This is a genomic window from Bradyrhizobium retamae (assembly GCF_001440415.1).
GTDB classification, from domain to species: domain Bacteria; phylum Pseudomonadota; class Alphaproteobacteria; order Rhizobiales; family Xanthobacteraceae; genus Bradyrhizobium; species Bradyrhizobium retamae.
In genome coordinates this window covers 78,815-105,227 of the sequence record NZ_LLYA01000214.1, presented here as the reverse complement: position 1 = coordinate 105,227, position 26,413 = coordinate 78,815, and the positions used below count along the sequence as shown (strand labels likewise).

33 protein-coding genes are annotated in these 26,413 nt (G+C 62.5%); 10 read left to right on the top strand and 23 right to left on the bottom strand.

The window, feature by feature from the left end; translation table 11 throughout:
- The first annotated feature begins 216 nt into the window (after positions 1–216).
- The 3 genes from CQ13_RS37200 (at position 217) to CQ13_RS37190 (ending at position 3,079) form a co-directional block, all read left to right on the top strand.
- Entirely contained in the window at positions 217–528 is a 312-nt protein-coding gene (locus CQ13_RS37200; protein ID WP_057847721.1) for a hypothetical protein, read from the top strand.
- Between the two features lie 202 nt (positions 529–730).
- The gene (locus CQ13_RS37195; protein WP_057847720.1) at positions 731–1,453 is read left to right on the top strand and encodes a DUF72 domain-containing protein; all 723 of its coding nucleotides are present in this window, start codon (positions 731–733) and stop codon (positions 1,451–1,453) included.
- Between the two features lie 87 nt (positions 1,454–1,540).
- A complete protein-coding gene (locus CQ13_RS37190; protein ID WP_057847719.1) occupies positions 1,541–3,079 on the top strand; it encodes an FAD-dependent oxidoreductase in 1,539 nt (512 codons plus the stop codon).
- Between the two features lie 17 nt (positions 3,080–3,096).
- On the opposite strand, the gene CQ13_RS37185 is transcribed toward CQ13_RS37190, so the two are convergent.
- Complete coding sequence (locus tag CQ13_RS37185) at positions 3,097–4,008, bottom strand: NAD(P)/FAD-dependent oxidoreductase (protein WP_057847718.1); 912 nt, start codon at positions 4,006–4,008, stop codon at positions 3,097–3,099.
- A 160-nt stretch (positions 4,009–4,168) separates the two neighbouring features.
- Between CQ13_RS37185 and CQ13_RS44860 the strand changes: the two genes are divergently transcribed.
- Positions 4,169–4,348: a hypothetical protein gene (locus tag CQ13_RS44860; RefSeq protein ID WP_057847717.1), complete on the top strand. Its 180-nt coding sequence runs from the start codon at positions 4,169–4,171 to the stop codon at positions 4,346–4,348.
- A 48-nt stretch (positions 4,349–4,396) separates the two neighbouring features.
- Positions 4,397–5,254 carry an SDR family oxidoreductase gene (locus CQ13_RS37175; RefSeq protein ID WP_057847716.1) on the top strand — a complete coding sequence of 286 codons (858 nt, stop codon included), beginning with the start codon at positions 4,397–4,399 and terminating at the stop codon, positions 5,252–5,254.
- 33 nt (positions 5,255–5,287) lie between these two features.
- On the opposite strand, the gene CQ13_RS37170 is transcribed toward CQ13_RS37175, so the two are convergent.
- The 4 genes from CQ13_RS37170 to CQ13_RS44855 all read right to left on the bottom strand — a co-directional run bounded on the left by CQ13_RS37170 (position 5,288) and on the right by CQ13_RS44855 (position 6,644).
- On the bottom strand, positions 5,288–5,878 hold the full coding sequence (locus CQ13_RS37170; protein ID WP_063800241.1) for an NUDIX hydrolase: 591 nt from the start codon (positions 5,876–5,878) through the stop codon (positions 5,288–5,290).
- Between the two features lie 54 nt (positions 5,879–5,932).
- Positions 5,933–6,181 carry a hypothetical protein gene (locus tag CQ13_RS37165; RefSeq protein ID WP_347337089.1) on the bottom strand — a complete coding sequence of 83 codons (249 nt, stop codon included), beginning with the start codon at positions 6,179–6,181 and terminating at the stop codon, positions 5,933–5,935.
- A 71-nt stretch (positions 6,182–6,252) separates the two neighbouring features.
- On the bottom strand, positions 6,253–6,438 hold the full coding sequence (locus CQ13_RS37160) for a hypothetical protein (protein WP_057847714.1): 186 nt from the start codon (positions 6,436–6,438) through the stop codon (positions 6,253–6,255).
- 50 nt (positions 6,439–6,488) lie between these two features.
- The gene (locus tag CQ13_RS44855) at positions 6,489–6,644 is read right to left on the bottom strand and encodes a hypothetical protein (protein WP_176722019.1); all 156 of its coding nucleotides are present in this window, start codon (positions 6,642–6,644) and stop codon (positions 6,489–6,491) included.
- Positions 6,645–7,091: 447 nt separating this feature from the next.
- Here CQ13_RS44855 and CQ13_RS37150 point away from each other — a divergent pair, with 447 nt between their 5' ends.
- Positions 7,092–7,319, top strand: coding sequence for a DUF2188 domain-containing protein (locus CQ13_RS37150; RefSeq protein ID WP_057847712.1), 228 nt, complete (start codon positions 7,092–7,094; stop codon positions 7,317–7,319).
- Positions 7,320–7,486: 167 nt separating this feature from the next.
- Here the strand turns inward: CQ13_RS37150 and CQ13_RS44000 are convergent, their stop codons facing one another.
- Positions 7,487–7,636 (bottom strand): hypothetical protein, encoded by a 150-nt coding sequence (locus CQ13_RS44000; protein WP_156434141.1) that lies wholly within the window; start codon positions 7,634–7,636, stop codon positions 7,487–7,489.
- Between the two features lie 32 nt (positions 7,637–7,668).
- Positions 7,669–8,013, bottom strand: a complete 345-nt coding sequence (locus CQ13_RS37145; protein WP_057847843.1) for a cupin domain-containing protein — start codon at positions 8,011–8,013, stop codon at positions 7,669–7,671.
- Positions 8,014–8,601: 588 nt separating this feature from the next.
- Here CQ13_RS37145 and CQ13_RS37135 point away from each other — a divergent pair.
- Positions 8,602–8,814: a hypothetical protein gene (locus tag CQ13_RS37135; RefSeq protein ID WP_141686861.1), complete on the top strand. Its 213-nt coding sequence runs from the start codon at positions 8,602–8,604 to the stop codon at positions 8,812–8,814.
- A gap of 32 nt (positions 8,815–8,846) precedes the next feature.
- Here the strand turns inward: CQ13_RS37135 and CQ13_RS37130 are convergent, their stop codons facing one another.
- The 13 genes from CQ13_RS37130 to CQ13_RS37075 form a co-directional block, all read right to left on the bottom strand.
- Positions 8,847–10,181 carry a c-type cytochrome gene (locus tag CQ13_RS37130; protein WP_082637880.1) on the bottom strand — a complete coding sequence of 445 codons (1,335 nt, stop codon included), beginning with the start codon at positions 10,179–10,181 and terminating at the stop codon, positions 8,847–8,849.
- 12 nt (positions 10,182–10,193) lie between these two features.
- Positions 10,194–10,574, bottom strand: a complete 381-nt coding sequence (locus CQ13_RS37125) for a gamma-butyrobetaine hydroxylase family protein (RefSeq protein WP_057847840.1) — start codon at positions 10,572–10,574, stop codon at positions 10,194–10,196.
- 14 nt (positions 10,575–10,588) lie between these two features.
- Positions 10,589–10,744 (bottom strand): hypothetical protein, encoded by a 156-nt coding sequence (locus tag CQ13_RS44850; RefSeq protein ID WP_197427569.1) that lies wholly within the window; start codon positions 10,742–10,744, stop codon positions 10,589–10,591.
- A gap of 35 nt (positions 10,745–10,779) precedes the next feature.
- Positions 10,780–11,811, bottom strand: a complete 1,032-nt coding sequence (locus tag CQ13_RS37120) for a formate dehydrogenase subunit gamma (protein WP_057847710.1) — start codon at positions 11,809–11,811, stop codon at positions 10,780–10,782.
- A gap of 68 nt (positions 11,812–11,879) precedes the next feature.
- Positions 11,880–12,476, bottom strand: coding sequence for a formate dehydrogenase FDH3 subunit beta (fdh3B, locus tag CQ13_RS37115; RefSeq protein WP_028348819.1), 597 nt, complete (start codon positions 12,474–12,476; stop codon positions 11,880–11,882).
- A gap of 14 nt (positions 12,477–12,490) precedes the next feature.
- Positions 12,491–15,457, bottom strand: coding sequence for a formate dehydrogenase subunit alpha (locus CQ13_RS37110; RefSeq protein ID WP_057847709.1), 2,967 nt, complete (start codon positions 15,455–15,457; stop codon positions 12,491–12,493).
- A gap of 13 nt (positions 15,458–15,470) precedes the next feature.
- Complete coding sequence (locus CQ13_RS37105; protein WP_057847708.1) at positions 15,471–15,680, bottom strand: hypothetical protein; 210 nt, start codon at positions 15,678–15,680, stop codon at positions 15,471–15,473.
- A gap of 34 nt (positions 15,681–15,714) precedes the next feature.
- Positions 15,715–16,503, bottom strand: a complete 789-nt coding sequence (locus CQ13_RS37100) for a molecular chaperone TorD family protein (RefSeq protein WP_057847707.1) — start codon at positions 16,501–16,503, stop codon at positions 15,715–15,717.
- A gap of 125 nt (positions 16,504–16,628) precedes the next feature.
- Complete coding sequence (locus CQ13_RS37095) at positions 16,629–17,336, bottom strand: DUF3306 domain-containing protein (protein WP_057847706.1); 708 nt, start codon at positions 17,334–17,336, stop codon at positions 16,629–16,631.
- Positions 17,333–17,851 carry a DUF3305 domain-containing protein gene (locus CQ13_RS37090; RefSeq protein ID WP_245309585.1) on the bottom strand — a complete coding sequence of 173 codons (519 nt, stop codon included), beginning with the start codon at positions 17,849–17,851 and terminating at the stop codon, positions 17,333–17,335. Before CQ13_RS37090 ends, CQ13_RS37095 begins: the two co-directional genes overlap by 4 nt.
- 22 nt (positions 17,852–17,873) lie before the next feature.
- Complete coding sequence (locus tag CQ13_RS37085) at positions 17,874–18,896, bottom strand: DUF6352 family protein (RefSeq protein WP_057847705.1); 1,023 nt, start codon at positions 18,894–18,896, stop codon at positions 17,874–17,876.
- Complete coding sequence (locus CQ13_RS37080; protein ID WP_057847704.1) at positions 18,893–19,468, bottom strand: DUF6505 family protein; 576 nt, start codon at positions 19,466–19,468, stop codon at positions 18,893–18,895. The genes CQ13_RS37085 and CQ13_RS37080 overlap by 4 nt, the downstream gene beginning before the upstream one ends.
- Before the next feature lie 7 nt (positions 19,469–19,475).
- Positions 19,476–20,207: a biotin/lipoate--protein ligase family protein gene (locus CQ13_RS37075; RefSeq protein ID WP_057847703.1), complete on the bottom strand. Its 732-nt coding sequence runs from the start codon at positions 20,205–20,207 to the stop codon at positions 19,476–19,478.
- A 238-nt stretch (positions 20,208–20,445) separates the two neighbouring features.
- On the opposite strand from CQ13_RS37075, the gene CQ13_RS37070 reads away from it, so the two are divergent.
- On the top strand, positions 20,446–22,437 hold the full coding sequence (locus CQ13_RS37070) for a 4Fe-4S binding protein (RefSeq protein ID WP_245309584.1): 1,992 nt from the start codon (positions 20,446–20,448) through the stop codon (positions 22,435–22,437).
- A gap of 7 nt (positions 22,438–22,444) precedes the next feature.
- On the top strand, positions 22,445–23,296 hold the full coding sequence (locus CQ13_RS37065; RefSeq protein WP_156434140.1) for an Mrp/NBP35 family ATP-binding protein: 852 nt from the start codon (positions 22,445–22,447) through the stop codon (positions 23,294–23,296).
- 15 nt (positions 23,297–23,311) lie between these two features.
- Here CQ13_RS37065 and CQ13_RS37060 read toward each other — a convergent pair whose 3' ends face one another.
- The 3 genes from CQ13_RS37060 to CQ13_RS37050 form a co-directional block, all read right to left on the bottom strand.
- Entirely contained in the window at positions 23,312–23,545 is a 234-nt protein-coding gene (locus CQ13_RS37060) for a hypothetical protein (protein ID WP_057847700.1), read from the bottom strand.
- 138 nt (positions 23,546–23,683) lie between these two features.
- Positions 23,684–24,709, bottom strand: coding sequence for a histone deacetylase family protein (locus tag CQ13_RS37055; RefSeq protein WP_057847699.1), 1,026 nt, complete (start codon positions 24,707–24,709; stop codon positions 23,684–23,686).
- On the bottom strand, positions 24,706–25,443 hold the full coding sequence (locus CQ13_RS37050; protein ID WP_245309583.1) for a GntR family transcriptional regulator: 738 nt from the start codon (positions 25,441–25,443) through the stop codon (positions 24,706–24,708). The genes CQ13_RS37055 and CQ13_RS37050 overlap by 4 nt, the downstream gene beginning before the upstream one ends.
- A 126-nt stretch (positions 25,444–25,569) precedes the next feature.
- Between CQ13_RS37050 and CQ13_RS37045 the strand changes: the two genes are divergently transcribed.
- Complete coding sequence (locus tag CQ13_RS37045; protein ID WP_057847838.1) at positions 25,570–26,358, top strand: class II aldolase/adducin family protein; 789 nt, start codon at positions 25,570–25,572, stop codon at positions 26,356–26,358.
- Positions 26,359–26,413 lie beyond the last annotated feature (55 nt).

The following is a 26,413-nucleotide window of genomic DNA, read 5'->3' as shown; positions in this document are numbered from 1 at the left end:
GTTCCGAAAAGCGGACCTTCGAATGCGCAAAATGTAACGCTACCGAAATCAGGTTCGTTGCAGATCCGCTCGATTCAGAAGAATTGAACCGCCTGACAGACAACATCAGGCCGCCAGCATGAACCTGACGCGAATTGCGATGCGGATCGGAATGTCCTGCGCACTTGTGGCCCTCGGCGCCGTCGGCCCCTTCATCAGACATATGGCTTGGCTTGCATGACGTTGCTGCCCGCGATTTTTACCCTGGACATTGGCGGAAGACCCACCCTCGCTTTCGAAGCCAAGAACTTGCGGGAATCTCAGCAGCTTTGTCACGAGCGTTGGCTGCGTCAGGATATTGCCGGCTTGACCTCGAACGGCGCACCTCTCTGGGATGGCAAGGCGCGGCTCCGGGCCCGACGCTCGACCGAGAACGAAATTGCGCTGTACCGGGAAGCCGCACGGGATGCCGCGCAGCCGCAGGAAGACTTGCTGCTGGCCTTCCTCGTGGAGCTGGACGACCTCGAGGAGGCCCCGGACCCCGCCTGACGCTCAACTCAGGTCTCGTTGTCGCACGTCCCATTCCTCACGCTGAGCCGATACCGGAACAACCCGGCATCGCCGATCATTCTCATGATCACTGATACGGAGGGCTTTGGAATGAAAGCGCTGGCGTGGCATGGCAACGGCGTTGCTTGCTGCGGGCACGAGAAGGACGGCTTCATCAAGGTCGTCGTGAAGCCGTGATGCCATGCCGCGGGTCCTGATCGGCACGTCGGGTTGGCACTATGATTCCTGGCGCGGGCCATTCTTTCCCAAGGGACTGCCACTCAAGGAGCAATTGCAATTTTACGCCGGTCAGTTCCCGACCACCGAACTGAACGGCGTGTTTTACCGGACGCCGACGCCGGAAGCGGTAAAGGGCTGGCGTGCGCAGACGGGAAGCAATTTCGTATTCGCCTGGAAGGCATCCAAATTCATCACGCATTGGAAGCGGCTCTCGGAGAATTCGGTCAACAGCCTCGAACTGCTCGAAAGCCGCCTCTCCCTGCTCGGCAGGAAGGCGGGACCGGTGCTGTTTCAGTTACCACCGAATTTCCAGGCCAACGCCGATCGGCTTGCCTCGTTCTTCAAGCTGCTCTCGAAGAAGCGCCGGTACAGCTTCGAATTCAGGCATCCGAGCTGGTACGAGCCCAGGATCATCCGGCTGCTGCGGGAGCAAAACATCTCGCTGTGCATTTCCGATCATCATGACGCACCGGCGCCATGGAAGCGCACGGCCGATTTCGTCTACGTGCGCGGGCATGGGCCCGGAGGCCGCTACAAGGACCACTATGGCGAGGCCGCCCTTGCCGATTGGGCCCGTCGCATCAGGTCCTGGAAAAGGCAGGGCTGCGACGTCTTTGTTTATTTCGACAACGACCAGAAGAGCGCCGCGCCGGCCGATGCTCGACGCCTGATTGAGCTAATGTGACACGCCCGATCGCGGCAAAGCCCGGGAACCAAGGGGCCAATCTGCCGTTGGCCCTTCGATCTATTATTCTGGTTATCGGGTTTTCGGATGAGCCATTTCGCCGATCGCCGTAGCAGGTCGCTATGGATGGACGTTGCGGTCGCTCCCAACGCAGCACCGCTGCAGGGCGACAGGGAATGCGACGTCGTCGTCATTGGCGCTGGCATCGCAGGAACCTCCACCGCCTACGAACTTGCGATCGAAGGCTCGCGGGTCATTGTGATCGACCGCGGCGATATCGCCGGCGGCATGACGGCGCGAACCACGGCGCATCTCGGCTCGCCGTGCGACGATCTGACATCGGCGATGATCCAACTGCGCGGCGAGGTACTTTCGCGTCTGTTCCATGAAAGCCAGGCGGCTGCGATCGATCGCGTCGAAGCGGTGCATAAGAAAGAATCCATCGATTGCGATTTCCGTCGCCTCGACGGCTATCTTTTTCAGGCGCTCAATACGGATTCGAAAATCATCGAGGATGAGCTTGATGCCGCTCGCAAAGTTGGCACGCCCGTCCATCGGCTGGTCGGCGTCCCCTTCTCTCACTGCGAGCAACAACACGTGTTACGCTACCCGCGGCAGGGTACGTTTCATCCGCTCAAATATCTCAAGGGGCTTGCCGCGGTCATCGAAGCGAAGGGCGGGACGTTCCACGCCGGCACAGTGGTCGAGTCCGTCGAAGAGCGTGACGATGGCAAGGTGGTCGTCTCAACCGGCGGCGGCAAGGTCATTGCCCGGGCGGCGGTCGTGGCGACAAACTCGCCGATCGTGGATCGATTTGCCCTGCATACCAAGATGGCGCCCTATCGCACCTATGCAATGGCATTCTCGATCCGGAAGGGGACGATCCCGGACGCGCTGTATTGGGACACGCTGGATCCGTATCATTATGTGCGGCTGCAGCCGGGTGAGGATCAGACCGACTATCTCATCGTCGGAGGTGAAGATCACAAGAGCGGTGAAGCCGACGATGCCGAGATGCGTTTTCAGGCCCTCGAAGCTTGGACGCGCAATCTCATTCCTGACGTTCAGGAGGTTACCCACCGCTGGTCGGGGCAAGTTCTTGAGACCATCGACTATGCGGGCTTCATCGGCAAAAATCCTGGGAGCGAGAATATCTACGTGCACACTGGCGATTCCGGCCAGGGCATGACGCACGGGGTAGCGGGCGCCATGATCAATGCGGCACTGATCCTGGGCCGCGATGCCAAATGGACCGAGGTCTACGCCCCCTCGCGCAAGACCCCTTCTGCCATCGGCAATTTCCTGAAAGAGAACCTGACCCCGGTGAAGAATTTCGCCGAATATCTCGCGCCGGGCGAACTAAACTCGGTGAGCGACTTAGAGGCCGGACACGGTGCCATCATACGGCAGGGCCTCAGCAAGATCGCCGCCTATCGCGATTCCTCTGGCAAACTCTATACCCGCTCGGCAGCTTGCACGCATATCGGCTGCCATCTGCATTGGAATTCTTTCGAGACATGTTGGGACTGCCCCTGCCACGGATCTCACTTCGCCATCGACGGGACGCCACTCAACGCTCCCGCGGTAAGCCCCCTGGCCGCGCACGACATAGAGGATAAGCCGTAGAATTTCATAACCGGCCGTCAGCGGAAATTGCGCGGCAAGCCGTTGTGGATATCGGTCGCGGCGACGGCGGCGTGACCTGTTGCGACCACGATCTGGTGCAGGTCTGAAACGGCATCTCCGACAGCGTACAATCCCGGTACGTTCGTGCGTTGATGTGCATCGACGTCGAGGCAGCCGGCATCGTTATGGCTGGCACCGAGTTTCCGTCCCAACTCGGAGCGCACCTCGCAGCCCAAAACCGGATAGATAACGTCGAACGCTTCGACCGTTCCGTCGCTCAGTGATACGGTCATTTGCTTGTCCTGCCTGCGGAAGGCGACGGCGCGGGCCGCTAGCAAGCGAATGTCCGCCTCCGACAACTCGCGCGCGAGCGGCTCGCCACAGCCATTGCCGTCCAGCGTCAGCAGCGTGACGTGTCTGGAATAGGTGCGCAGAAATAGCGCTTTTGTGCCCGCATCATTGGCGCTGCCCAGCACTCCGATGCGCAGGTCCGTTGCCTCGAACCCGTCGCATATCGGGCAGTAACGGACCAACCCGTAGCCGATGGCCTGTTGCAGATCAGGATCTCCGAGGTCGCGATCGATCAATCCGCTTGCCAGCACGGCCCGTTTTGCCGTGATGGTACCTTGCGAGCAAGTCGCCTCGAAGCCGCTCCTGGCGAGCTGCAACTCCGTAACCCGATCGGCGATGATCTCGACACCGTAAGTCTTTGCCTGCGCGGCGAGCGCTTCCAACAATTTCGGGCCGGCAATTCCGTCGGCAAAGCCCGGATAGTTATGCGTTGCTGGGATCAACGCTGCCCGGCTTTCCCTGCTATCGACGACGACGACTTTGCGCCGGTAGCGCGCCAAGTAAATCGCGCAAGTCAACCCGGCCGGCCCGCCGCCGATGATCAGCGCATCGAGGTCGCTTGGCGCAAATCGTGGCATCACCTTCTCTCCTGAACTAAACCAAGCCCGATGCGTATCGCAACGTTCCTGCAGCCCGCGCGATCAGGAGCGCGACGTCACGGCCTGCCCGTGCACAGGAACGAAGCCGCCGGTCGGACATTGACCTGTACCAAACCCCACCACAGCGCAGGTCACGATTATGGGTACCATTAAACGGACGACCCGCCGAGTTGCAGGGAAGACCAAGGAAGTCATCGCCGAAGTCGTCGGCGACGGTAAGTTGCAAGAGGAAGCCAAGGCGGAACAGCGCAAGCGCGAGGATGAGGACAAGGAACCCAGCGAGCTCAATCCGTTGGGAAACCTTCACCGCCTCACCTAGCTGCGGTACCGGGGCTGCGGCGCTGGCGCTTTTGGAGGGAGAGACACAATGCTGCACTATCCGCGCCCACCCTTTCCCAGTCAGCATCAGCCGATGCCGGGCACCACCGGCGCGATGAATCCGCTGCCTGACCACGGCGAAACTTCCTACAAAGGCAGCGGCCGGCTCAACGGCAAGAAGGCGGTGATCACCGGGGGCGATAGCGGCATCGGCCGCGCGGTAGCTATTGCCTTCGCCAGGGAGGGAGCCGACGTCTTGATCTCCTATCTCGAGGAGCACGACGACGCCCGAGAAACCGAACGGCTGGTAACGGAAGCAGGCCGCAAAGCCGTACTTGCTTCGGGCGACATCCAGCACTCCGATCACTGCCGCGCCGTGATTGCCAAAGCCGTTTCCGAGCTCGGCGGCATCGACATCCTCGTCAACAACGCTGCACATCAAGCCAGTTTCAAGTCCATCGAGGATATCAGTGACGAGGAATGGGAGTTGACCTTTAAGGTCAATATTCATGCGATGTTCTACCTCACCAAGGCGGCCGTACCTCTTATGAAACCGGGAAGCTGCATCATCAACACCGCATCGATCAATTCGGATGTGCCCAACCCGAGCCTGCTGGCCTATGCGACGACCAAGGGAGCGATCCACAATTTCACGGCAGGGCTGGCACAGATGCTGGCCGAGAAGGGCATTCGTGCCAATGCGGTCGCGCCGGGGCCGATCTGGACGCCGCTCATTCCGTCAACCCTGCCCGAAGATTCCGTGAAGAACTTCGGCAAGCAAGTTCCAATGAAGCGTCCGGGCCAGCCGGTCGAACTGGCCACCGCCTACGTCATGCTGGCTGATCCGCTTTCCAGCTACGTCTCCGGTGCGACCATCGCCGTCACCGGCGGAAAGCCGTTCCTGTAACGGATGCAGGCCGAACGCGACAGCCGGTACCGTCTAGCTGCTAATAGCAGCTTGCATGCGATCACGCAGATACTGAACGAGAACGACCGTCTTTGCGTCGACGATCTCTCCAGTTGAGACCATCGCAGCAGCCTGCTCCAGGGTCGTCTCGACCACCTCAATATCTTCCCCCTCCTCCTTGAGTCCGCCGCCGTCGGACACCTTGTCCGCCGGCGAGTAAGCGCAGATGAAGAAGACGATCTTTTCCATGATCGCGGCTGGGCTCACATAGAGCTCGAACAACCGTTCCACTTTCGAGATCTTGTAACCGAGCTCTTCCTGCATCTCTTTCACAATGCGCCGTTCGGCCTCCTCGCCATCCAGCTTGCCGGCGCACGCCTCTACGGTTCGCTCCATGCCGTCCTGCAGGAATACTGGCAGCCGCAATTGCCGGGTGAGCAGCACGGTCTTGCGATCCGCATCATAGGGAAGAATGACGGCGGAATTTCCGTTGTCGTAGATCTCGCGCTGGCGCCGTTGGCGTTCGCCGTCGCGCCTGCGCTGTTCGTAACTCACGCGGATCAGCTTTCCCTTGCCCCGAGCAATGGTCTCGACCTTGCATATGCGCATGGTCTCGCCGTCCATTTTCATGGCTCCAAACGCCGGTGATCAGGAGCGACGCTCGCGCAAACGGGATCATCAGGCCGAAGCGAGCACCGGATGTTCGGACTGCTGCCGCCTGAATTGCTGATAGGCCGCGATTGCCTTGTTAGCCAGCATCAGCCGCCGCCGCTCGCCACGCCGCACCATCAATTCTATCGTGTCGCTGAGGAAGCGCCCGGCCACCATCGCATCACCAAGTTCTCCCGTGCGCTCGAGATAGTCCCAAGCGATTTCAATCGAGCTCTCTATCAACAGGGGAAGCGGTTCCGTCATCTTCGCGTCCAATCATTTTTGAAAGAACGCCCGGCGACAATCTCCGTTCCTACAGTAGCGGATGGCAGCCTTGGCGGAAACGCTCACGGTCCTCCGGCAACAGCTCCCGCAATCACCATCGTCAGATCGTCCAGATCGATCCTGCCCTTGACGACGAGGCCTTCGGAGTCATCGATGCTGAGCGCCCGCGGATCATTCGCTGCCTGCCGTTTCAGTTCAGCAACGATTGCTTCCTTCAATTTCTCTTCAAGCATCTGCAGCGTCTCCATCCATCCCCACAGCGCCCGGGCTAACTCTACCGCGTCATAGACGCAATATACTAATGGGTGTTGGTCTCATGCCACTTTTCCAGGTCTACTTTCGACGACGACCGTTGCTCCTTCTCCGGCTTCTCTTTCCACGGCTTGTCAGTCTGCTTGTGTGATCCCCAGTCGGTCTGCTGGCGCGGATCATCGGTGGGCTTTTCCTTGCTCATTGGGACACCTCCAGAACTGGAAGCGGAAAGTACGGGATTTTGTTCCGATAAATTCGGTGGACTCGGGTTCCAACGTCCAGCATCGTACAGACAGACAATGTTCCCGCCTCCTAGTCTTTCTGAATGGACAAGAGGAAGGTCGAAGAGCGGCCCCAGCGGGACCTGCACTCCGAAGCGCTGGCAGCGCTGGAGAAGGCGCGGGCCATGCCTCATGGTCCTGCACGAAGCGAGGCTTTGAAGCGCGCAGGTCTTCTACAGAACGCGGCCGACATGCAGGGACTGACATTTGCCAAGCGTGGACGGCCCCCGAAAACCTGACCCGTTCCCCTTCACAGCAGGAGCCCCCCAGGCGCCCGGCGCAGCGCGCGTGACACCTGCCAAGCGGTCACCCGATCGGAACCCGGCAACGGTCTCGACGTTGGCCTTGCGAACAGCAAGGAGGCTCCGATGGGATTGGCCGAATACATGATCGTCTCCGAGCCGGACGGGTGGACGGTCCTCCATGACGGGAATGCGCCGCATAGATATGACACCAAGGAAGCAGCCTTCGAAGCGGCCATCGCCGCCGCGTCGCTGGCGATGCGCCAAGGGCACGAGATTCATATCAGCGTCCCCGGTCGCGACGGCGGTTACAAGACCCCGCTCGGCACCGAGGATGTGCAAGGCGTGCTGTGATGCCCGCAGTCCAGCGAAGTCGGATGTAGATCGTCGTAGACGAGTGCCCGAGACAACGCGGATATCGCGGAACCTGTCATCGGGCGCGCATCCGCGCCATTCGTTGGCTCATCCCGGCGACGAAGATACTCCTACTACTCCCATTAGAGAATCGAATTTTCCCGGCCTCAGCCCTGGTTCTCTCTATACCGCTGCTTCACGATTTCATCGCCGGCCCGCGTCGCGGCCTTGTTGCGATAACGATAGCTCAGCGTCCCATAGATCAGCGCGGTAAGAAGCACGAACGCTCCGATGAGATAGACTGCCTCGAGTCCCATCACGTTCTCCCAAAATCTTGTCGTTTGCCCGACTACGCTTTTACTTCGTCGCGGCCATGCACTTGCGCGGGCGGTGCGGTCGCCTCCACGGCCGTAAATGGTTCGAGAATGCGGTAGCTGTGTTCGGCATGCGCAGGCACCAGCCAGGAGTCTCCTGGCTCCAGCCTTATCGTCTGGCCCTCGATAACAAGTTCAGCACGTCCATTCAGGACATAGCCCACCGTTTCGTAATCTCTCGGCCGGGATAAATCGGTTTGCGGCTGTTCGTTTTCCCATAAGCGCATCGAGAGCCGTTTGCCGGAAACGAGATAGGTTTGACCCATCGTTCCCCTGGGTGCGGTTTTGCTGGATACCTTCTTGACGGTGCTGTCGCTCATCTGCCGCTCCATCTCGCTTCACCTGGAGTCAATTGGGCGTGCCACTGCCGGTTCCATTTAATGCTTCAATTTAACGACGCCTCCTGACGGATACAGGAGGAACCTGATTCTCCGCTCCGCGTTTCCCGAACGTGCGGATCGATCGAAGTCGGGAGGATCTTGTGGACGACTTCAGGGACATTCAACACGGCGTCAACGATCCCGTTGGTGGCCTCGACGTCAAGCGAAGGTTCAAGGACAATCAAACTGAGCACGAACGCGCCCAATCCGCGGCGGACGTTCGCTCTATCGCGGTTGCCGCTCCGGACGAACAATTCCTGCCGGAAGCCTTGAGGCGCCGGCCAACGGGTCCGCTCAACCCGCGGACCGGTCGTCGTCCTGCTCCGTAAGCAGATTCCACTCCATCTGCGCAATTCGCCGCTGGAATGTTCAGCAAATGCGGACGCGCGTTTCGTTACGCGCTAGGGGAACCGGCCCGATCGTCAAAAACAAGATCGTGATAGGTGATGCAGGCCACATTCGCGCGTGACCGTTGGCCGTATTGCGGTGGTGCGAGCCACACTGCATTTCGAACCAACGGAGTTTTCCATGAAGCTGTTGATTTCCGGATTCGTGGCAGTCGCCCTGCTCGCGGTCGCAACCACGATGCGCTCGTACTCAATTTCCCATGAACGCTCTACCGTAACCACTGGCGTGGCGTTGTCGAAGAAATCTCCGGCCTCCGCGGGCGTGACCAGGCTGCCGATCGAAGAGTACGAGGATATGTCGCTGGTCTTCTCGACACCACCCGCGAAGCATTGACGCAATCGGCGTAGTCGCCGCGCCCATCGACCTTATCGCTTCGTCGCCCGCTCGAGGAATTGCACCAGCGCGGCGCGGTCCTGCTCCGAGCCGATGCGCTGCTCCGGCATCTTGGTGCCGGGCGTGTAGGCCTGCGGCCCGACTTCGAACAGTTTGGAAACCGTCTCCGGCGTCCAGACGATATCGAGGCGCTTGAGCGCTTCGGAAAAATTATATCCGGGCGCGGTTGCAATTCGTCGGCCGAAGATGCCGGCGAGCGTGGGCCCTGCGCGGTTGACCTGATCGGCACCAAGCGTATGGCAGGCCACACAGGCGCGAAAGACCTCCGCGCCGCGATCGCCGGCATAGGCCGCGAGCGGATCTCCTGCCGTTTCCACGAGAAGCGGATCGACCGGCTCGCCTGTCGCGGCGTTCCAGCGCCGGATAATGTTATCAGCGCCGCCCGTGAGCAGCGTGCGGCTGTCGGGTGCGAATACGACCGACCAGACCGGAAGGCCAGGACCAACCAGCGTGCGCGCGAGCGTACGCGCCTTGCGGTCGATCACAGCGACCGTGCCGCCGATGCCCGCGGCGGCCACATGCGCGCCATCAGGCGAAATCGCAATCGAGATCACCGGCCTTGGCCCTGCCGCAAGCTCGCCGGCACGCGTGCCGCTGGCGGTCAGGAAGTAGACCTTGCCGTCGGCACCGCCGACCGCGATTTCACCGTCACGGCCTGCGGCCACGGCGTTGAGTGGTGTCGGCATCGGAATGACGGTCGGCGGCTGCGCGCCCGACAGCGGCCAGATGCAAACGCTGAGATCGTAGCTGACGCTGACCAGCGTGCGGCCATCGGCCGCAAACGCCACGCCGTTGACGTTCTGCGTATGCTCATCGAGCACGCGCGGCGCGCCGCCTGCGAGCGGCCAGAGCCGCACCGTGTGATCCCACGACGCCGACGCGAGCGTCGCGCCATCAGGCGATACGGCAAGCGCCACGATCGGCGCCGTGTGGCCTTCGAGCACCGCATCGGGCTCCGCCTTGCCAAAGGTCCAGATGGCGATGCGGCCGTCAGCGCCGGCGGTCGCTGCGCGTCCCTCCCCGAGCACCGCGACCGCGTTGATCGCGTCGGAATGGAAACGAAGCACCTGCTCGGCCGCATTGCGCGTCAGCGACCAGCGGATCGCGGTTGAATCGAAACTGCCGGAGATGGCGCTTTGACCGTCGGCCGAGATCGCCAGCGCCCGAACCGGCCCACCATGCCCGCGGAGTTGCGCGACGGCGGCCGTTGCGCCGATCGGCAGCGCTATCAGCACGGCCGCAAGCGCCAGAAGTGCCGACCGGCCTGCCTTGCGACGGGAAGCTTTCGCCGAATCGCTGAATGCCATTCCCGCCGGCCCTCAGCGTACGCCCGGCCTGTCGCGGTCGAGCCCCTTGGCTTGCAGGTCGTCGAGGTAGTCCCGAAAGCGCCGCTCGGCATTCTCACCGAGATCGCGCAAAAACGCCCAGGAATAGATGCCGGTCGCGTGCATGTCGTCGAACCCTATTCTGACGGCATAATTGCCGACAGGATCGACCGAAAGGATGGTGACGTTGCGTTTGCCTCCGACGGTCTTGCGCTCGGCTTCGGAATGCCCCTGCACTTCGGCCGACGGGCTGGTGACCCGGAGCAATTCGGCCGTGAGATCGAATGTGCGCCCATCGTCAAAGGCAACACGCAACGTGCGGCGATCCTTCGGCAGGCGAATTTCAACCGGCCACGCCAGCGTGACGTTAGGCACGCCCACCGCCGGCGTCAGCCCGGGCCGATCAGATTATGGCCGGGATCGCTGACCCTGGCGCCCGTGGTCGTAAAGGCGACGGAGCTTGGCTCCTGAATGGTGTTGAGCACCATCGCGACGCCGACGGCAGCAATGACGGCGAACGCCAGAGCCGCAATAAAGGATTTCATCTCACTTCCTCACCTTTTGCTTGCGCCTGACCGGACTATTCCGCCGGCACTGCGCGGGCCGTGCTATCAGATGGAGCTTCGCCCTTTGCCTGCTGTTCCTTGACCCAGATCGCGTGATGCTCCTTGGCCCAGTTGAGATCGACCTCACCGGTTCCCATCGCATCAAACGCCCCCTCCATGCCGATCGAACCGATATAGATGTGCGCCAGCATGGCGGCGATGAAGAGCATCGCGATCACGGCGTGGATCACGGTCCAGAACTGGAGTGCAGTGACGTTGCCCGGAAGATAGGGGAACAGCAGGAACCAGCCGGACACCGACATCAGCACGCCGCCGATGATCACGATCCAGAAAATCCCCTTCTGGCCCGCGTTGAAACGCTTGGCCGGTGGATGCTTGTCGTCAGACAGAAGGCCCCCGCCCTGCTTGAGCCATTCCCAATCGAGCTTGCCCGGAACGTTGTCCTTGATCCAGATCAGGAACATAATCGCAAGCCCCAGCATGAAAGGGAATGCCAGGTAGTTGTGCGCAAGCTTGGCCCAGGCGGACATGGTCGCAAAAGCGTCGGGGCCGAACAGCGGCAGGATCAGGGTGCGTCCGAAGCTAACGTTCAGGCCCGAGAGCGCCAGGATGATGAAGCAGCTTGCGGTGAGCCAGTGCGTGAACCGCTCGAAGCTCGCGAACCGCAGCATCGTCTTCCCCGAAAATCCCTGGTGCACGCGAATCCGACCGCGCACCATCAGGAAGATCGCGAGCACGGCCAGCATGCCGAGGATGGAAATGCCGCCGATCCAAGGCAGTTTGCTGCGCTGGAAGTCGCGCCAGTCGCGCCCAGCGGGCTGGATCAGGCTGGCAGCCATGCCGTCGGGGATCGATACGCGCCCGGTGATCTTGTCGCCCTCCTTCAGCGCGTTCAGAAGCTTGTCTTCCTGAACGGCCTCGGCGGTCGGCTTGAAGGAAATCTGCGCGGCCGCGGGATGCGCGAACACGAACAACAGCGCGAGCGCGGCAAGCAGCGGCTTGAAGACCGCGAATTTGAGATTTGAATTTGAAAGAGAGCCTGGCATTTGCACAACGCCTTTCGGTTATCGGAATTACCCTGATGCCGCCGCGCCGAAGCGCGGCGGCCGTTGCATCAGCCGGTCGGTGAATCGCTGTAGGCGGTCTTCCAGCCCCACATGCCGGAGCCATAGCCGCGCTTCATCACCCGCTCCTTGTAGATCTCGGCGATGATCGCGCCGTCCCCGGCAAGCAGTGATTTGGTCGAGCACATCTCGGCGCAGATCGGCAGCTTGCCTTCGGCCAGACGGTTGGCGCCGTATTTGGCATATTCGGCCGGGGTGGAGTCCGCTTCCGGCCCGCCCGCGCAGTAGGTGCACTTGTCCATCTTGCCGCGCGACCCGAAGTTGCCGACCTTCGGATATTGCGGCGCGCCGAACGGACAGGCGTAGAAGCAGTAGCCGCAGCCGATGCACAGGTCCTTGGAGTGCAGCACGACGCCGTCGGCGGTGGTGTAGAAGCACGACACCGGGCAAACTGCGGCGCACGGCGCATCCGTGCAGTGCATGCAGGCCATGGAGACCGAGCGTTCGCCGGGCTTGCCGTCATTGATGGTGACGACGCGGCGGCGATTGATGCCCCACGGCACTTCATGTTCGTTCTTGCAGGCGGTCACGCACGCATTGCACTCGATGCAACGGTCGGCATCACAAAGAAATTTGACGCGAGCCATGATCTATTCTCCTCTCACGCCGCTTGGATCTGGCACAGGGTCACCTTGCCCTCGTGCATGCCGGTGACCGGGTCGTAGCCGTAGGACGTGATCGTGTTGACGCTTTCGCCCAGCACAATCGGGTCTGAGCCCTTCGGATATTTGCCGCGTTGGTCGACGCCCTGGAACCAGCCGGAGAAGTGGAATGGCATGAACGCCACCCCCTTGCCGACGCGGTCGGTGACCAGCGCCTTGACGCGGGCCTTCGAGCTGTTTTCCGGACCGTAAACCCAAACCCAGCCGCCATCCTTGATGCCGCGCTCGGCGGCATCCGAGGTGTTGACCTCGACGAACATGTCCTGCTGCAGTTCCGCGAGCCATTTATTGGATCGGGTTTCTTCGCCGCCGCCTTCGTATTCAACGAGGCGTCCCGAAGTCAGGATGATCGGGAATTGCTTGGCGAGCCCCTTCTCGACCGCCGCCTTCTGAATCGAGAAGCCCACATTGGCCATGCGGAACTGACGCCCGTCCGGACGCGTCGGATATTTCGCGACGAGATCGGGCCGCGCGGTGTAGATCGGCTCGCGATGCACCGGCACGGGATCCGGCAGATTCCACGCCACCGCGCGGGCTTTGCCGTTGCCATACGCCATCACGCCATGCTCCAGCGTGACGCGGATAATACCGCCCGACAGGTCGACCGCCCAGCCGACGCCATCAGGGTTGTTGCCGCCGATCTTGTTGATGGTCGCAAGCTCGTCCGCGGTCAGATCCTTGTCCCAGCCGAGCTTCTTGAGCACGCCATAGGTGAACTCGGGATACCCGTCAGTGAGCTCCGACCCCTTGCTGTAGGAGCCCTCGGACAGCAGGTTGACGTTCTTCACCGAACCGTCAGGCTGCTTCTCCTCGTAGACCACGCCGAAGCGCGCGCGGAACGTGCCGCCGCCATCCTTGGCGTGCAGGTTGGTGTTGTAGAGCGTGTGCGTGCCCGGATGTCGGATCTGCGGCGTGCCCCAGCACGGCCACGGCAGGCCGTAATAGTCGCCGCCGATCTCCGGCTCGTCCGCCTTGGCGCGCAGGGTCACCAGATCGAACTTGCCCTGGTTCTTCATGTGCGCCTTCAACCGCTCCGGTGACTGGCCGGAATAGCCGGTCGAGAAGCCGCCGCGGTTGATTTCCCGCAAGAGGTCCTCGGCCGACGGATGCTTGTTCTCGACCTTGATGTTCTTGAACATCTTGTCGGCGAAGCCGAGCTTTTCCGACAGCCGATAGATGATCTCGTAGTCATCTTTCGATTCGAAGATCGGCTTGACGATCTGCTCGCCCCACTGGAGCGAGCGGTTGGAGGCCGTACGCGAGCCCGAGGTCTCGAACTGGGTGCAGGCCGGCAACAGATAAGTGCCGTTCTTGCGATCGGAGATCGCGGCGAACGTGGTTGGATGCGGATCGGCCACCACGAGCAGTTCGAGTTTTTCGAGGCCCTTCACCATCTCCGTCATGCGCGGCACGGTATTGCCACCGTGGCCCATGATGACCACGCCCTTCACGGCGTCGCGTTGATCGACATCGTCGGGGTTGGACAACGCCGCATCAAACCAGCGGGTCCACGGGATGCCCGGCAGCTCCATGTTCTGCTTTCGGGTGCGTGCCGGACGGCCCGCCTTCGCCGGGACTTCGTCGAAACGCGACTGCAGGTAGTCGTATTCGACCTCCCAGACGCGCGCCCAATGCTTCCAGGCGCCTTCGACCAGACCGTAGTAGAGCGGCAGCGTCACGATATCGAGCCCGATATCGGTCGCGCCCTGCACGTTGCAGTGGCCGCGGAAGATATTGGCGCCCGAGCCGAAGGAGCCGACATTGCCCGTCGCCAGCAACAGGTTGCAATAAGCGCGAACGTTGGCGGTGCCGACGGTGTGCTGGGTGCCTCCCATGCACCAGACAATGGTCGATGGCTTCTGCTTGGCAAAGGTCTCGGCGACCTTCTTGAGCTGCTCACCGGGAATGCCGGTGACGCGCTCGACTTCTTCCGGTGTCCACTTCGCGACTTCGGCGCGGATCTGATCCATGCCGTAGACGCGCTGCTGGATGAATTGCTTGTCTTCCCAGCCATTGGCGAAGATGTGGTGCAGCATGCCCCAGATCACCGCGATATCGGTGCCGCCGCGGAAGCGGACATATTCGGTTGCATGCGCCGCCGTGCGGGTGAAGCGCGGATCGAGCACGAATACGTTGGCGCGGTTGAGCTCCTTGCCGGAGAGGATGTGCTGCAACGAAACCGGGTGCGCTTCGGCGGCGTTCGATCCCATGAAGATGATCGTCTTCGAGTTGCGCATGTCATTGTAGGAATTCGTCATCGCGCCGTAGCCCCAGGTATTGGCGACGCCGGCGACGGTGGTCGAATGACAGATGCGGGCCTGGTGATCGATCGAATTGGTGCCCCAGAACGCCGCGAACTTGCGGAACAGGTAGCCGCCCTCGTTGGAGAACTTCGCGGAGCCGAGCAGATAGACGGAATCGGCGCCAGACTTGGCGCGGATCTCCAGCATCTTGTCGCCGATCTCGTTGATGGCCTGATCCCACGAGATCTTCTGCCACTCGCCGTTGACCAGCTTCATCGGATATTTCAGCCGGCGGTCGCCATGGACGAGTTCGCGCACGGCTGCGCCCTTGGCGCAATGCGAGCCGCGGTTGATCGGGCTGTCCCACGCAGGCTCCTGGCCGACCCAGACGCCGTTCTGCACTTCGGCGATCACGGTGCAACCGACCGAGCAATGCGTGCAGATGTTCTTCCTGATTTCGGTGGGCGCGCCGACCTTCTCAGGCCCTGCCTGCGCCTTGCGCACCGAGCCGAGCGGCATCAGGCCGATCGCGGCGCCCGCGCCGGCCGCCAGACCGGACCGCCGCAGAAACGTACGGCGGTCGAGAACTCCCGACGCGAGGCCGGCGGCGATACCCTGCAAACGCGCCTTGCCCGCGGATCCGTCTCTTCGCTTCATCAACATGTGCGTGGTCCCATCAATAGCGGTTGACGCGATAGAAATTCTTGACGTGGTCGGTTTCCTTGTAGCGCGCCTTGAGACGCTCGGCCTGCGACTCGTCCGCGATCGCCTCGCTGCCCGCAAGCGGCACAACGGCCGCTGCAGCGACCGCCGAACCGCCCATCAGAAACAGGCTGCGCCGATCCACTCCTGTGGTCCGTGACTTACCGTCAGATGGCTTGCTCATTGCATTCTCCCCTTGTCACGTTGCCTCACTGCCGTCACTCGGACAGCGTGAAGGCCTCTGATTCCAATTCCATGAAGACACGGCCGGTGCGGCCGACGGCGCGGTAGAAGCGCGCCGATTGCGACATTTCGAGATCGGCGAACATCCGCGCCGCCCACGGCTTGAGATGACGTTCGAAAAAGCGCGCCTGCTCGGCGAACTCGGCCTCGAAGTCGCCGCGTGCGAGGCCCGCCATGACTTCGAGCAGAATGGCGATGTGATCTTCCGGCTCACGCGAGGTACCTGCGCGCTCGATTCCGAGCGCGCGCAGATCCTCGCGCACCCGCGCCAACGGACGCTCGTGAAGAAAGCCGGTCAGATAGTAGGAGGCATAGGGCAGCAACTCGCCGCGGCCGAGCCCGATGAAAAGATCGAAGAACTCCTTGCTGACGGCGCGATCGTCCGTCGCCGCAGCGGCAGATGCGAGTTCGACATGCGCCATGCCGAGATCGGAGCCGTCGCCCTTCAGCGTGGCAACCCGTTGCAGCGTTTCCACATCCGGTGCCTTGCCAAGCAGCAACGACAACAGGCCGTATTCCGCGGCACGCAGTTGGTCGATCTCGTCGATTTCGGGTTTCGATGTCACCTGATCCTCGGACGATCCGTAGAGATCGGGGCGAAGGGCGAAACGGTCCACCTGCGTCAGTGTCTCGACCGCGAGAACCCGCTCGGCGGGAATACGCGACCATGCGGAAACGGAGGGCTGCGCAACGCCTAACCCCCGCGCCAGCGATCCGACGCCACCCGCTGCCTTAATTGCTAGTTCCAGTCCGGCATCACGCATGGTGCTACCGATATCTCCCCGCCCGCGCCCGCGTGCCTCTTATTCAGGCACACACTTTAGAACTGGAATTATTCCAGAGAGAAATTTGTAGCATAGGCAGGGCCTATGTCCGCAAATACTTTTGTCTAAACAATTGGTTTTGCGGTGCCATGGCGTCGCACTGGTTGCTGCGGCGCAACAGATTTCGCTTCCTCTGATTCACCCACCGACGCGGGTTCCCCTGTACCCCGTTTCGCTTCTGAAACGAGTTCCGTTTCTGTCGAGGGTTCATCAGACTGTCGCAAAGACTCCCCATGAAGGTCTTTCTGCGGTTTTGCCGAGAGTTCACGTTCAGCCGGTTGTGGCGAAGGACCTGCCATCTCGGTTCCGGAATTTGCGTCGGAATTCGTTGTTTCGGCCGTCTGCTCGCCCATGATTTGCGCGACCAGCCGCGCCACGTCGACGCCTGCGCCGAGCTCGCCACCGCCGGGCACTCCGCCCGGCGCGTTCCAGTCGTAGGCATATTCAAGTGCTGGACTGACGTAGTTGCGAATCGCGGGGTCCAACGCCCAGGACTTTCGCAAAGCCGCATTCCGCAAATGGTCGGGAACGCCTTTGCGAAGAAAGGCAGTGATATCGGTGGTTTCTGTCAGCTCCTCGAGCTTGGGCAGCGTCGCGAGATCGAACTCCGGCTCGACCGCTTCGGCTTTCGCTGGGGGTGGTGGAGCTGGCGAATCGCCGCTTTCGGCAGCCGGCGTGTCCCGCTTCGGCTCGATCTGTTTGGCTTCCTGCTTGCGCTGCGACCATCGAGCCAGGAAGCCCTTGTCCCGATCGGCTTCGTCCGGACCACTCATTTGCGACCCATCTTCTCATCCGGCCCGCCGCCCGGCACACGCGGCCGATCGCCGCTGGCGCGATCCCGCTTACGCTTGTGAAACACGCGCTCGACATGGAATCGATCGACGAAGGCGGCAATCCATGACGCGAGCCCAGGCGGCATCGGCACGGTGCCGATCACGTCGCAGCCGCTTTCGAACATCGCCTCCCCTTCGGTCGGATCGGCGGTCACTTTCGTCAGCTCAAGCTCAGGACCACCATCCTGGCGCCGCAACGCGACCCAAATCCGCGGCTCCCCATCGGCAAGGTTGTCGCGATAGTTCGCCGTTTCCGAACTGAACAGGTCGATGCTGGCCGATCCGGCGTAATAGATCGTCGCGTCGGCTTCGGTGGACAGCGCAGTCCAGGGTGCGGTCGCGGGCACCTCATCCAGGATCATTGCCGGCGACCACAACTGGTCGATCCAGGGATTGTCGATCGAACGGCGCCGCACCACCACGCCGACCTCGCGGGATGCTTCCGTCATTGCCATGTCACATCCTCCATTCGGTGGATCATGTGGCATTCACGGCCGCGGCCAGCGGCAACCCCGCGACCAGATTTTGCGGCTTTAGTCTCACTACTTTGTCCGCGCCCATGGCGAGGATGAGGTAAACCGGCTTGTCGCCGACCCGCTCGTCCACCAGCCGCGAATCTTCGAACGTCAGGCGCATCAGCGCTACGATGCGTTCGGCAATGCCCCCCTCCAGCCGCTCGCCGCGCCACAGCGCGTTGCCGATCCGCGTCGCCTCGCTGTCGAGGCCGATGAACCAGCGCCAGTCGCGATCCTCGATCGCGGCGATGGTTTCGACGCTGACGGTGATGCCGAGCAGATGAGCGACCCAGCGCTCGATGACCCGGCAGAGCCCGGCCCGCGCCTTCTTGTTGCCGCCGATATTCATCACCATCGCATGCGCATCCGACCGCGACCAGTAGGTCCAGGCGTTTTCGTCGTCCATGACGTCCATATCGCCGAACGACTTCGGCTGCTGCAGCATGGCCGTGAGCGGCGATGAATGCAGGTCGTGCTGGGCATGCTGCTCCGCTTCGATGACTTCCGCATCGGCCAGCAGCAAGGTGCCTTCGTGAACGGCGGCCAGTTGGCTGCGATAGAACAGCTCCGCGGCACGCAACATATAAGGGTCGTCGCAGCCTTCGAGCGCGTTGCGCAGGATCAGGTGGCACAATTGCGACAGAAAGATCGGCGGCAGATCGCCGGCACCCTTGCGGGTGAGCGCGACATAGACCGCCTCCAGCGAAGGCGCCGCGATCAGCCGGTCGCGGAAATTCACCATGAAGGACCAGTTTTCGCGCGCATCGGCATCGGCCAACGCGGCGATATCAGCGTCCGAGACCGGGCGCAGCGGATCGCCCATCAAGCTCGCATGAAGATGGCGCTCGGCGTCGCAGGCGTCGGCCGGCGGCATCAATTCGGGCCGCGCCAGATAGGCCATGATGAGTTCAGGCGTCGCGACCAGCCCGCCGTGATCGGCGCGGCGCGTGAGGTGATGGCCCGATGCGACCCAGAATTCTCTCATGTACGATCCGTCGTCCTGGCGTCGGTCCTGATCAGCCCGAGAAGATCGACCTCTTCGGCAGGTTCAACATCGCCTTCGACTTCATGGAAGGTAAAGGCGCTGGCATGGGCGTGCAACCGGTCGGCATCCGCGGCAGCCGGGCGGGCCTTAAGGGTACGAAAGCGTTCGCGGATCTCGCCGCTTTCGACGCTGCGCTGAACGGCAAGCAACGTCTGCGGCGGATGTTCGCACAAGGAAGCTGCGAACGCGATCTCTTCCTCGGCGGCAAGACGCGCGGCATCCGCATCGGGCGCCCCGAATTTCTCCAGCAACTGGCTTGCAAGCCGCTCGATCATCGCCTCCCGTTCCGCTTCGCTCGCTTCGGTGACGACGGCAAGCGTCGACCATCCGAGACTGTCGATCCCGAGAAAGCCGGAACGCAGCGCCACGCGCTGCTTCTGGCCGAGCGTCGCCAAATCCCGGTTCCAAAAAACGAACGCGCCGGAAACCGCCCATTCGCCAGGTTCCGCCGCCCGTTCGAAGACGAAGGTATCGGACGGGTCCAGCCTGATGGTTCGCGGAAACTTCAACATGTCCGCCTCATCCGAATTTCGGACCGCGCGCCTGCGGATCATACCAACTGGCTCTTGCCAGCGCATCCACAAGACTGTTCCGCTCCGGCGCTGCGCCTGCCGGCAAGCCGACCAGAAGATCGCCGTTAACGTCGATGCCCCGGCGCTCGCCAGCCTTGCTCTTGGGCAGCCGTTCCAGATAGTCCCGCGCGATCGCCTCGAAGCCGCGCTCTTTCCAGCGGTCGAACGCGGTCATCAGGTGCCTGGTGAAGCTTTCGATGATGGCATCGGTATCGACAATCTCGAAACCTTCGCTCAGCAGGGACACGCCCGAGGCCGCCTGCACCTCCGGAACATGCGCCATGGCGGCTGCGCGCAGGATCACGCCGAAAACGAGCCATGACGGTATGTCGTCTTCGGTGCATTCGGCGGGCCAGCCGAGCCGCCCGCCGCCAAGCAATCCCGCGTCAAACCGGATCGCGTCGGGCCAGTCGAAGCTGACCTCTCGTTCCGGCGGACAATGAGCCGCAATCGCATCCGCCAGCGCATTCATGCCGGCAAAGAACGCCCGCCGCGCCGACCTGAGCGGCTCGTCGGGTTCAAGAACCACCGCGAACTCTACCAGATCGTAGCGGCGCACCCATACCAGCGTTCCGGCCCCCGCCTCCGCCGCGATCTCGCGAGCATGAGCAAAGGCGTCGCCGAGCTCGCGCAACGCGACCAAAGTATAACCGGGTGGCAAATCGAGCGTCTGTTCCATATCTCTTGGACGAACGATCACGAGCGGCTAATCCCTGATTTGCTCCACGAGCCGCTTGTGTATGCTATTCCGTGCAAGTTGGCCACGCGAGCGGCCTTTGTATCTTGCAGATATCCGTCCAAGCGGTTACCGCAGAACCGTAGGATGAAGCAACAACCCGCTTGATGCTCCGGGTTCAAGGTATTTCAACATGAGTGCGGCGACGTCTCGCCTCCTGATTTGCAGTTGCGAGAAGACCATGCCGCTCGATGCGGAAGCGATCGGTCGCGGCTGCACCAGCAAGATCACGCAGGCAAACCAGCTTTGCGGTCTCGAGCTCGACCGCTTCAAGGAGGCGCTAGCCGAGGGCGCGCCGATTACGGTTGCCTGCACCCAGGAAGCGCCGCTATTTCGGGAGGTCGCGGAAAGCTCCCCGCAAGCCCAGCTCACCTTCGTCAACATCCGCGAGACCGGCGGCTGGTCGAAGGACGCCGCGGCAGCCGGTCCGAAAGCAGCCGCGTTGATTGCTGCGGCAGGCGAAGAAATGCCGCCGCTCTCGTTGGTGACGCTCGAGAGCAGCGGTGTCGCACTGATCTATGGCCGCGACGAAACCGCCATCGAGGCGGCGCAGCGTCTTGCCGATCGTTTGGACATTACCGTGCTGCTGACCAAGCCCGGCGAGGTGGCCCCGCGCCGGACCAGCGAATTTCCCGTGCTCAAAGGCACGATCCGCAACGCTCGCGGCCATCTCGGCCAGTTCGAGCTTGCGATCGACGACTACGCGCTGCCATCCCCCTCTTCGCGCGCCAAGCTCGTGTTCGGGCCGTCGCGCAATGGCGCCACCTCGACCTGCGATCTGATCCTCGATCTCTCCGGCGGCACACCGCTGTTCCCCGCGCATGAACTGCGTCCCGGCTATCTGCGCGCCGATCCGCGCGACAAGGCCGCCGTCGAGCGCGCGATCGCAGATGCCGGCGGCCTGGTCGGCACCTTCGACAAGCCGCGCTTTGTCAATTTCGAGCCGTCGCTCTGCGCGCATTCGCGCTCATCCATTACCGGATGCACGCGCTGTCTTGACCTCTGTCCGACCGGCGCGATCACGCCGAACGGGAACGCGGTTGCGATCGACGCCAATGTCTGCGCCGGCTGCGGCTCCTGCGCTTCCGTATGTCCGACCGGCGCGGCGTCCTATGCATTGCCGAGCGCGGACGCCCTGATGCGGCGGCTGCGCACGCTGCTGCAGACTTACCGCAAGGCCGGCGGCAGCGACGCCGTGGTCTTGTTTCATGACGGCGAGCATGGCGAGGACATCATCGATGCCCTGGCGCGGTTCGGCGAGGGTTTGCCGGCCAACGTACTGCCGCTGCGCGTCAACGAAGTAACGCAGGTCGGACCGGAGATCATCGCGTCCGTCTTCGCCTATGGCGGCAGCGGCGTCGCGCTCCTGACGCGCGCCAAGCCACGCCATGATATCGCGGCGCTTCGCCGCGCGGTCGAGACGTCCGATCGGATCGTTAGCGCGCTGGGCTTCGGCGCCGGAATCATCCAGATCATCGAGACCGACGATCCGGACCAACTGCGCGCCATGCTGGATGCCGCCCCTCACGGCGTCGCCACGCAAAAGCCGGCCGGCTTTGTGCCGCGCGGGGCGAAACGCGGCGTGCTCGAAACAACGTTTCGCGAGCTTCATCTCGCCGCGCCTGTGCCCGTCGAGGTCGTGCCGCTGGCGCCGGGCGCCCCCTTCGGCACCGTGACCCTGAATGTAGACGGCTGCACGCTCTGCCATGCTTGCGTCACCGCCTGCCCGACTGGCGCGCTATCAGATAACCCTGATCGCGCGATGCTGCGCTTCACCGAAAGCCTCTGCGTGCAGTGCGGGCTTTGCCAATCCACCTGCCCCGAGAAGGTCATCACGATCGAGCCCCGTCTCGACTTCCAGGCCTGGAACACGCCGCAGCGCGTGCTGAAGGAGGAAGAGCCGTTCAACTGCATCGCCTGCGGCAAACCGTTCGGCACCAAGAGCTCGATCGATCGCGTGCTGGCCAAGCTCGGCGGCGAGAGGCACTGGATGTTCCAGGGCGCCAACGCCAGGCGCCTCGACGTCATCAAGATGTGCGCGGATTGCCGCGTCGAAGCGGTCGTAAACGAAAGCTTCGACCCGCATGCGGTGCCGCAACGCCCGCCGGTCATGTCGACGGAAGATTATCTGCGCGCGCGCGAAGTGAAGAAGGACGATCCGCTTGGATCGTGAGCAGCAAGTGTCCGCCACCCCTCCGGATCTCAAGGCGCGCGCTACGTCGAAGGCCGCCGGCATTCCCGGCGTCAAGCACGTCATCGCCGTCGCCTCCGGCAAGGGCGGCGTCGGTAAATCCACCACCTCGTGCAACCTCGCACTCGGCTTCGCCGCGCTCGGACTGAAGACGGGCATTCTCGACGCCGACATCTACGGTCCGTCGCAACAAAAACTGTTCGGACTGCGCGGCAAGCCGCGCCAGCTCGGCCCGCGCATGCTGGAGCCGCTGGAACGGTTCGGCGTCAAGGTGATGTCGATCGGCTTTCTGGTCGAGGAAGACAGCGCCATGATCTGGCGCGGGCCGATGGTGATCTCGGCAATCACGCAGATGCTGCGCGAAGTCGCATGGGACGATCTCGATATCCTCGTCGTCGACCTGCCGCCCGGCACTGGCGACGCGCAGCTCACCATGGCGCAACAGGCGCCGCTGGCCGGTGCGATCATCGTCTCGACGCCGCAGGACATCGCCTTGATCGACGCGCGGCGCGGCATCGCCATGTTTCAGAAGGTGAGCATTCCGATCCTGGGCCTGATCGAGAACATGTCGAGCTTCTGCTGCCCCACCTGCAATCACGTCACACCGATATTCGGCCATGGCGGCGCGCGGACGGAAGCCGAACGCCGCGGCATTCCCTATCTCGGCGAGATCCCGCTCGACATGCAGATAAGAAAAACTTCGGACGAGGGCCGTCCCATCGTCGCGATCGAGCCCGACGGCGTTCACGCCAAGCATTATGTGAGTATTGCGCGCGAAGTCTGGACCGCGATCGTAACCGGCGCGGCGCACCGGCCGCCGCCGCGTATCGTCATCGAGTAGTCGCAGCCCGGCGGCTCACGGGCTCATAAAGATCGCGTCGATCCGCTCTGCGCCGCCGAGAAGGCCGAGCCCCTGCAATTCGTCGCGATACAGATCGACGATAAGAATCGACAGGATCACGAAAAGAACGGTGGCGACCAACACCAGAAGCCGCGAGACAGATGTATCAGGCGCCTCGCGTTGCGCGGCCGTCCGATCCCGAGACCTGCTCCAGAGCGGCGCCATGAGAGCCAGCAAGGCATAGAGCATTGCGATCTCTCCTCTCTGCGTCGCACTTCCGAAGCGTAAACCGGCCGCAGGCCAATGTCGATAATTGTCCGGCACGATTGCTCTGAGCACGACATCGCCTACAAGCAGATGTGGCGGGAGCATGCGTGTGCTGGCGGGCTAACGCGCCTCCTCGAAGCCGCCGAGCACAGCCGTGAGATTGGCGCCAAGAATATCCGAGAGATAACCGCCCTCCTGGACGAAAACCGTCGGCAGGCCCAATCGGGCGATCGCGGCGCCGATGCGGCGGAAGCCGGCCGTGGTCACCGCAAGACCGGCGAGCGGATCGTGCTCCGAGGCATCGAGGCCGAGCGCCACCACCAGCGCGCCGGGCGCAAACGCGCGGATGGTTTTTTCGGCATCGCCGAGCGCCCTGATGTAATCGTCATCCCCGGTGCCCTTCGGCAGCGGGATGTTCAGATTGGCGCCGAGGCCCGGACCGGCACCGCGCTCATGCGCATATCCCCACACGAAGGGATAGAAGAAGACGGGATCGGCATGGATCGACACCGTCAGCACGTCGGACCGCTCATAGAAGATACCCTGCGTGCCGTTGCCGTGATGCACGTCGACATCGAGGATTGCGACGCGTTCATGCTGCAGCCGAAGCTGCGCCGCTGCCACCGCGCTGTTGTTGAAGAAACAGAAGCCGCCCGACATGTCGGCATAGGCGTGATGGCCCGGCGGCCGGCACAGCGCATAGACGGCGTCTTCGCCGTCCATGACGAGTTGCGCCGCGGTCGTGGCAACGTCGGTGGCGGCACAGGCGGCGGCGTAAGTGCCCTTGCCGATCGGAGCCGCGGTATCCGCCGCGTGCCAGCCGAGACGGCCGACGATATGGGTTGGGTATGACGCGCCGTAGCGAACCGGGTGGATGTTGGCGATCATCTCCGAACCGGAATCGCCGAGCGCAACCCAGGCTTCCCAGGCTTCCTCCAGAAAACGCAGGTATTCCGCGCTGTGAACGCGCGCCCGCGGGCCCTGACCGAACACCGTCGGCTCGACGAGGCTGTGCTTGCCGGCCTTAAGTCCCGCCAGCAACCGGTCGGCACGCTCGGGCTGCTCGGTGGTGCGTTTGATCACGCCGCGCACCAGGAAGAATTGCGGATCGTGGCTTCGATGCAGTTCGGTGTAGACAGCCTTCACACGGTAACTCCGTTGGTTGGAAACAGGATGCTGCTCGGCTCGGCGGCATTGCCGAGCGGCGGCGTGAGCTCTCGCACCAGCCTGCCGACTTCGCGCCAGGCGTGGCCGATATGGTAGTCGACATGCGCAGTGATGCGCTCGGGATGACCGGCTTCGATCGCCGCCAGCAGCGGTTCATGGGTCCTCGCGATCTCGTGCGGATCGTCATAGAGGCGACCGATCAGGCCGATGACCATGCGCAGCTCTGCTGCGAGATCATCGAACAATCGCAAAAGGCGGCGGTTATCCGCGATTTCAAAAATCAGCCGGTGAAAGCGATAATCCTCTTCCACCTGCCGGGCCGGGTCGTCGAGATCGGCGGTCTGATGCAAAACATCGATTTGCCGCCGCAGCACATCTCGCGACTCCGGCGAGAGGCGCTTCGCCGCCAGCACGCTGGCATGCCGTTCGATGCACAGACGCAGATCGTAGATCTCGTCGATGTTTCTGATTTCGAGTTTGCGGACGAAAAAACCGCGGCGCGGGCTCGCGACCAGCAGCCCCTGTTTCTCCAGAAGGCGCGCCGCTTCGCGCACCGGCGCGCGGCTGACGCCTAATTCCCGGGCAACCCCGGCCTCCACCACCTTGGAGCCGGGAGGCAGCCGCCCCTGAACAATGGCCTGCATCAAAATTCGAGCGATCTGGCCGACCAGATCGCTGTCCGCAAGTGCCGGTAATCCAACCGGAAGAGACATAGGCCGCATCGGCTAAACCCGCGCCAGTCCGTGGTTATTTTTTAATCGTCGATTGTCGACACTTTAATCTTGCCCAGATGCTGCGCGGCACGCAAGCTGAAAAAGTTGAAAATGGATAAGGCGGAAATGACAAGCGCAGCCCACCACACCGCGAAGGCCTGGCCGGCGGCGGACGACCAGATCCTGCAAATCCGGATCGACCTCGCGGCGGCCTACCGGCTGATTCACCGGCTCGATCTCGACGACAGCATCTACACCCACATTTCCGTCCGCCTTCCGGGCCGGCAAGACCGCTTTCTCATCAACCCCTACGGTTTGCGTTTCGAGGAAGTGACGGCGTCCAACCTGGTGACGGTCGATCTCGACGGAAACGTCATGGACGATCCCACGGGGCTCGGCATCAACCCGGCCGGCTTCACCATTCACAGTGCGATCCACGCCGCGCGGCATGATGCGATCTGCGTCCTGCACACGCACACGGTCGCGGGCATCGCCGTTGCCTGCCAGAAGCAGGGGCTGCTGCCGCTCAATCAATGGTCGCTGCAGTTTACTGATTGCCTCGCCTATCACGACTATGAAGGCATCGCGCTCGATCTCGACGAGCGATCGCGCCTAGTCGCCGATCTCGGCGACAAGTTCGTGATGGTGTTGCGCAACCACGGCATGCTGACCTGCGGGCGCTCCGTCGCCGAGGCTTTCAAGCTGATGCACAATCTGGAGCGCTCCTGCCGCGCCCAACTCGCGGTGCAGTCGTCGGGCGCTGAAATCATCGAGCTGTCCTCAGCCGTCGCCCGCAAGACGGCCGGCCAATACGCAAGCTTCTACGACGCGATCGAAACAAATGGCGTGCCCGACGGCGAATGGGCCGCCTTCAAGCGGATGCTCGAGCGGACCGATCCCGACTTTGCCAACTGACAGACCCGCCCTCGCCGAAGTGAGAGCGCCAAGAACCCTTTCTTGAACGAGGTAT

Coding starts and splice junctions, on each gene's coding strand:
- CQ13_RS37200 (WP_057847721.1), top strand. CDS start 217: ATGACGTTGCTGCCCGCGATTTTTACCCTGGACATTGGCGGAAGACCC.
- CQ13_RS37195 (WP_057847720.1), top strand. CDS start 731: ATGCCGCGGGTCCTGATCGGCACGTCGGGTTGGCACTATGATTCCTGG.
- CQ13_RS37190 (WP_057847719.1), top strand. CDS start 1,541: ATGAGCCATTTCGCCGATCGCCGTAGCAGGTCGCTATGGATGGACGTT.
- CQ13_RS37185 (WP_057847718.1), bottom strand. CDS start 4,008: ATGCCACGATTTGCGCCAAGCGACCTCGATGCGCTGATCATCGGCGGC.
- CQ13_RS44860 (WP_057847717.1), top strand. CDS start 4,169: ATGGGTACCATTAAACGGACGACCCGCCGAGTTGCAGGGAAGACCAAG.
- CQ13_RS37175 (WP_057847716.1), top strand. CDS start 4,397: ATGCTGCACTATCCGCGCCCACCCTTTCCCAGTCAGCATCAGCCGATG.
- CQ13_RS37170 (WP_063800241.1), bottom strand. CDS start 5,878: ATGGACGGCGAGACCATGCGCATATGCAAGGTCGAGACCATTGCTCGG.
- CQ13_RS37160 (WP_057847714.1), bottom strand. CDS start 6,438: ATGGAGACGCTGCAGATGCTTGAAGAGAAATTGAAGGAAGCAATCGTT.
- CQ13_RS44855 (WP_176722019.1), bottom strand. CDS start 6,644: ATGAGCAAGGAAAAGCCCACCGATGATCCGCGCCAGCAGACCGACTGG.
- CQ13_RS37150 (WP_057847712.1), top strand. CDS start 7,092: ATGGGATTGGCCGAATACATGATCGTCTCCGAGCCGGACGGGTGGACG.
- CQ13_RS44000 (WP_156434141.1), bottom strand. CDS start 7,636: ATGGGACTCGAGGCAGTCTATCTCATCGGAGCGTTCGTGCTTCTTACC.
- CQ13_RS37145 (WP_057847843.1), bottom strand. CDS start 8,013: ATGAGCGACAGCACCGTCAAGAAGGTATCCAGCAAAACCGCACCCAGG.
- CQ13_RS37135 (WP_141686861.1), top strand. CDS start 8,602: ATGAAGCTGTTGATTTCCGGATTCGTGGCAGTCGCCCTGCTCGCGGTC.
- CQ13_RS37130 (WP_082637880.1), bottom strand. CDS start 10,181: ATGGCATTCAGCGATTCGGCGAAAGCTTCCCGTCGCAAGGCAGGCCGG.
- CQ13_RS44850 (WP_197427569.1), bottom strand. CDS start 10,744: ATGAAATCCTTTATTGCGGCTCTGGCGTTCGCCGTCATTGCTGCCGTC.
- CQ13_RS37120 (WP_057847710.1), bottom strand. CDS start 11,811: ATGCCAGGCTCTCTTTCAAATTCAAATCTCAAATTCGCGGTCTTCAAG.
- fdh3B (WP_028348819.1), bottom strand. CDS start 12,476: ATGGCTCGCGTCAAATTTCTTTGTGATGCCGACCGTTGCATCGAGTGC.
- CQ13_RS37110 (WP_057847709.1), bottom strand. CDS start 15,457: ATGTTGATGAAGCGAAGAGACGGATCCGCGGGCAAGGCGCGTTTGCAG.
- CQ13_RS37105 (WP_057847708.1), bottom strand. CDS start 15,680: ATGAGCAAGCCATCTGACGGTAAGTCACGGACCACAGGAGTGGATCGG.
- CQ13_RS37100 (WP_057847707.1), bottom strand. CDS start 16,503: ATGCGTGATGCCGGACTGGAACTAGCAATTAAGGCAGCGGGTGGCGTC.
- CQ13_RS37095 (WP_057847706.1), bottom strand. CDS start 17,336: ATGAGTGGTCCGGACGAAGCCGATCGGGACAAGGGCTTCCTGGCTCGA.
- CQ13_RS37090 (WP_245309585.1), bottom strand. CDS start 17,851: ATGGCAATGACGGAAGCATCCCGCGAGGTCGGCGTGGTGGTGCGGCGC.
- CQ13_RS37085 (WP_057847705.1), bottom strand. CDS start 18,896: ATGAGAGAATTCTGGGTCGCATCGGGCCATCACCTCACGCGCCGCGCC.
- CQ13_RS37080 (WP_057847704.1), bottom strand. CDS start 19,468: ATGTTGAAGTTTCCGCGAACCATCAGGCTGGACCCGTCCGATACCTTC.
- CQ13_RS37075 (WP_057847703.1), bottom strand. CDS start 20,207: ATGGAACAGACGCTCGATTTGCCACCCGGTTATACTTTGGTCGCGTTG.
- CQ13_RS37070 (WP_245309584.1), top strand. CDS start 20,446: ATGCCGCTCGATGCGGAAGCGATCGGTCGCGGCTGCACCAGCAAGATC.
- CQ13_RS37060 (WP_057847700.1), bottom strand. CDS start 23,545: ATGCTCTATGCCTTGCTGGCTCTCATGGCGCCGCTCTGGAGCAGGTCT.
- CQ13_RS37050 (WP_245309583.1), bottom strand. CDS start 25,443: ATGTCTCTTCCGGTTGGATTACCGGCACTTGCGGACAGCGATCTGGTC.
- CQ13_RS37045 (WP_057847838.1), top strand. CDS start 25,570: ATGACAAGCGCAGCCCACCACACCGCGAAGGCCTGGCCGGCGGCGGAC.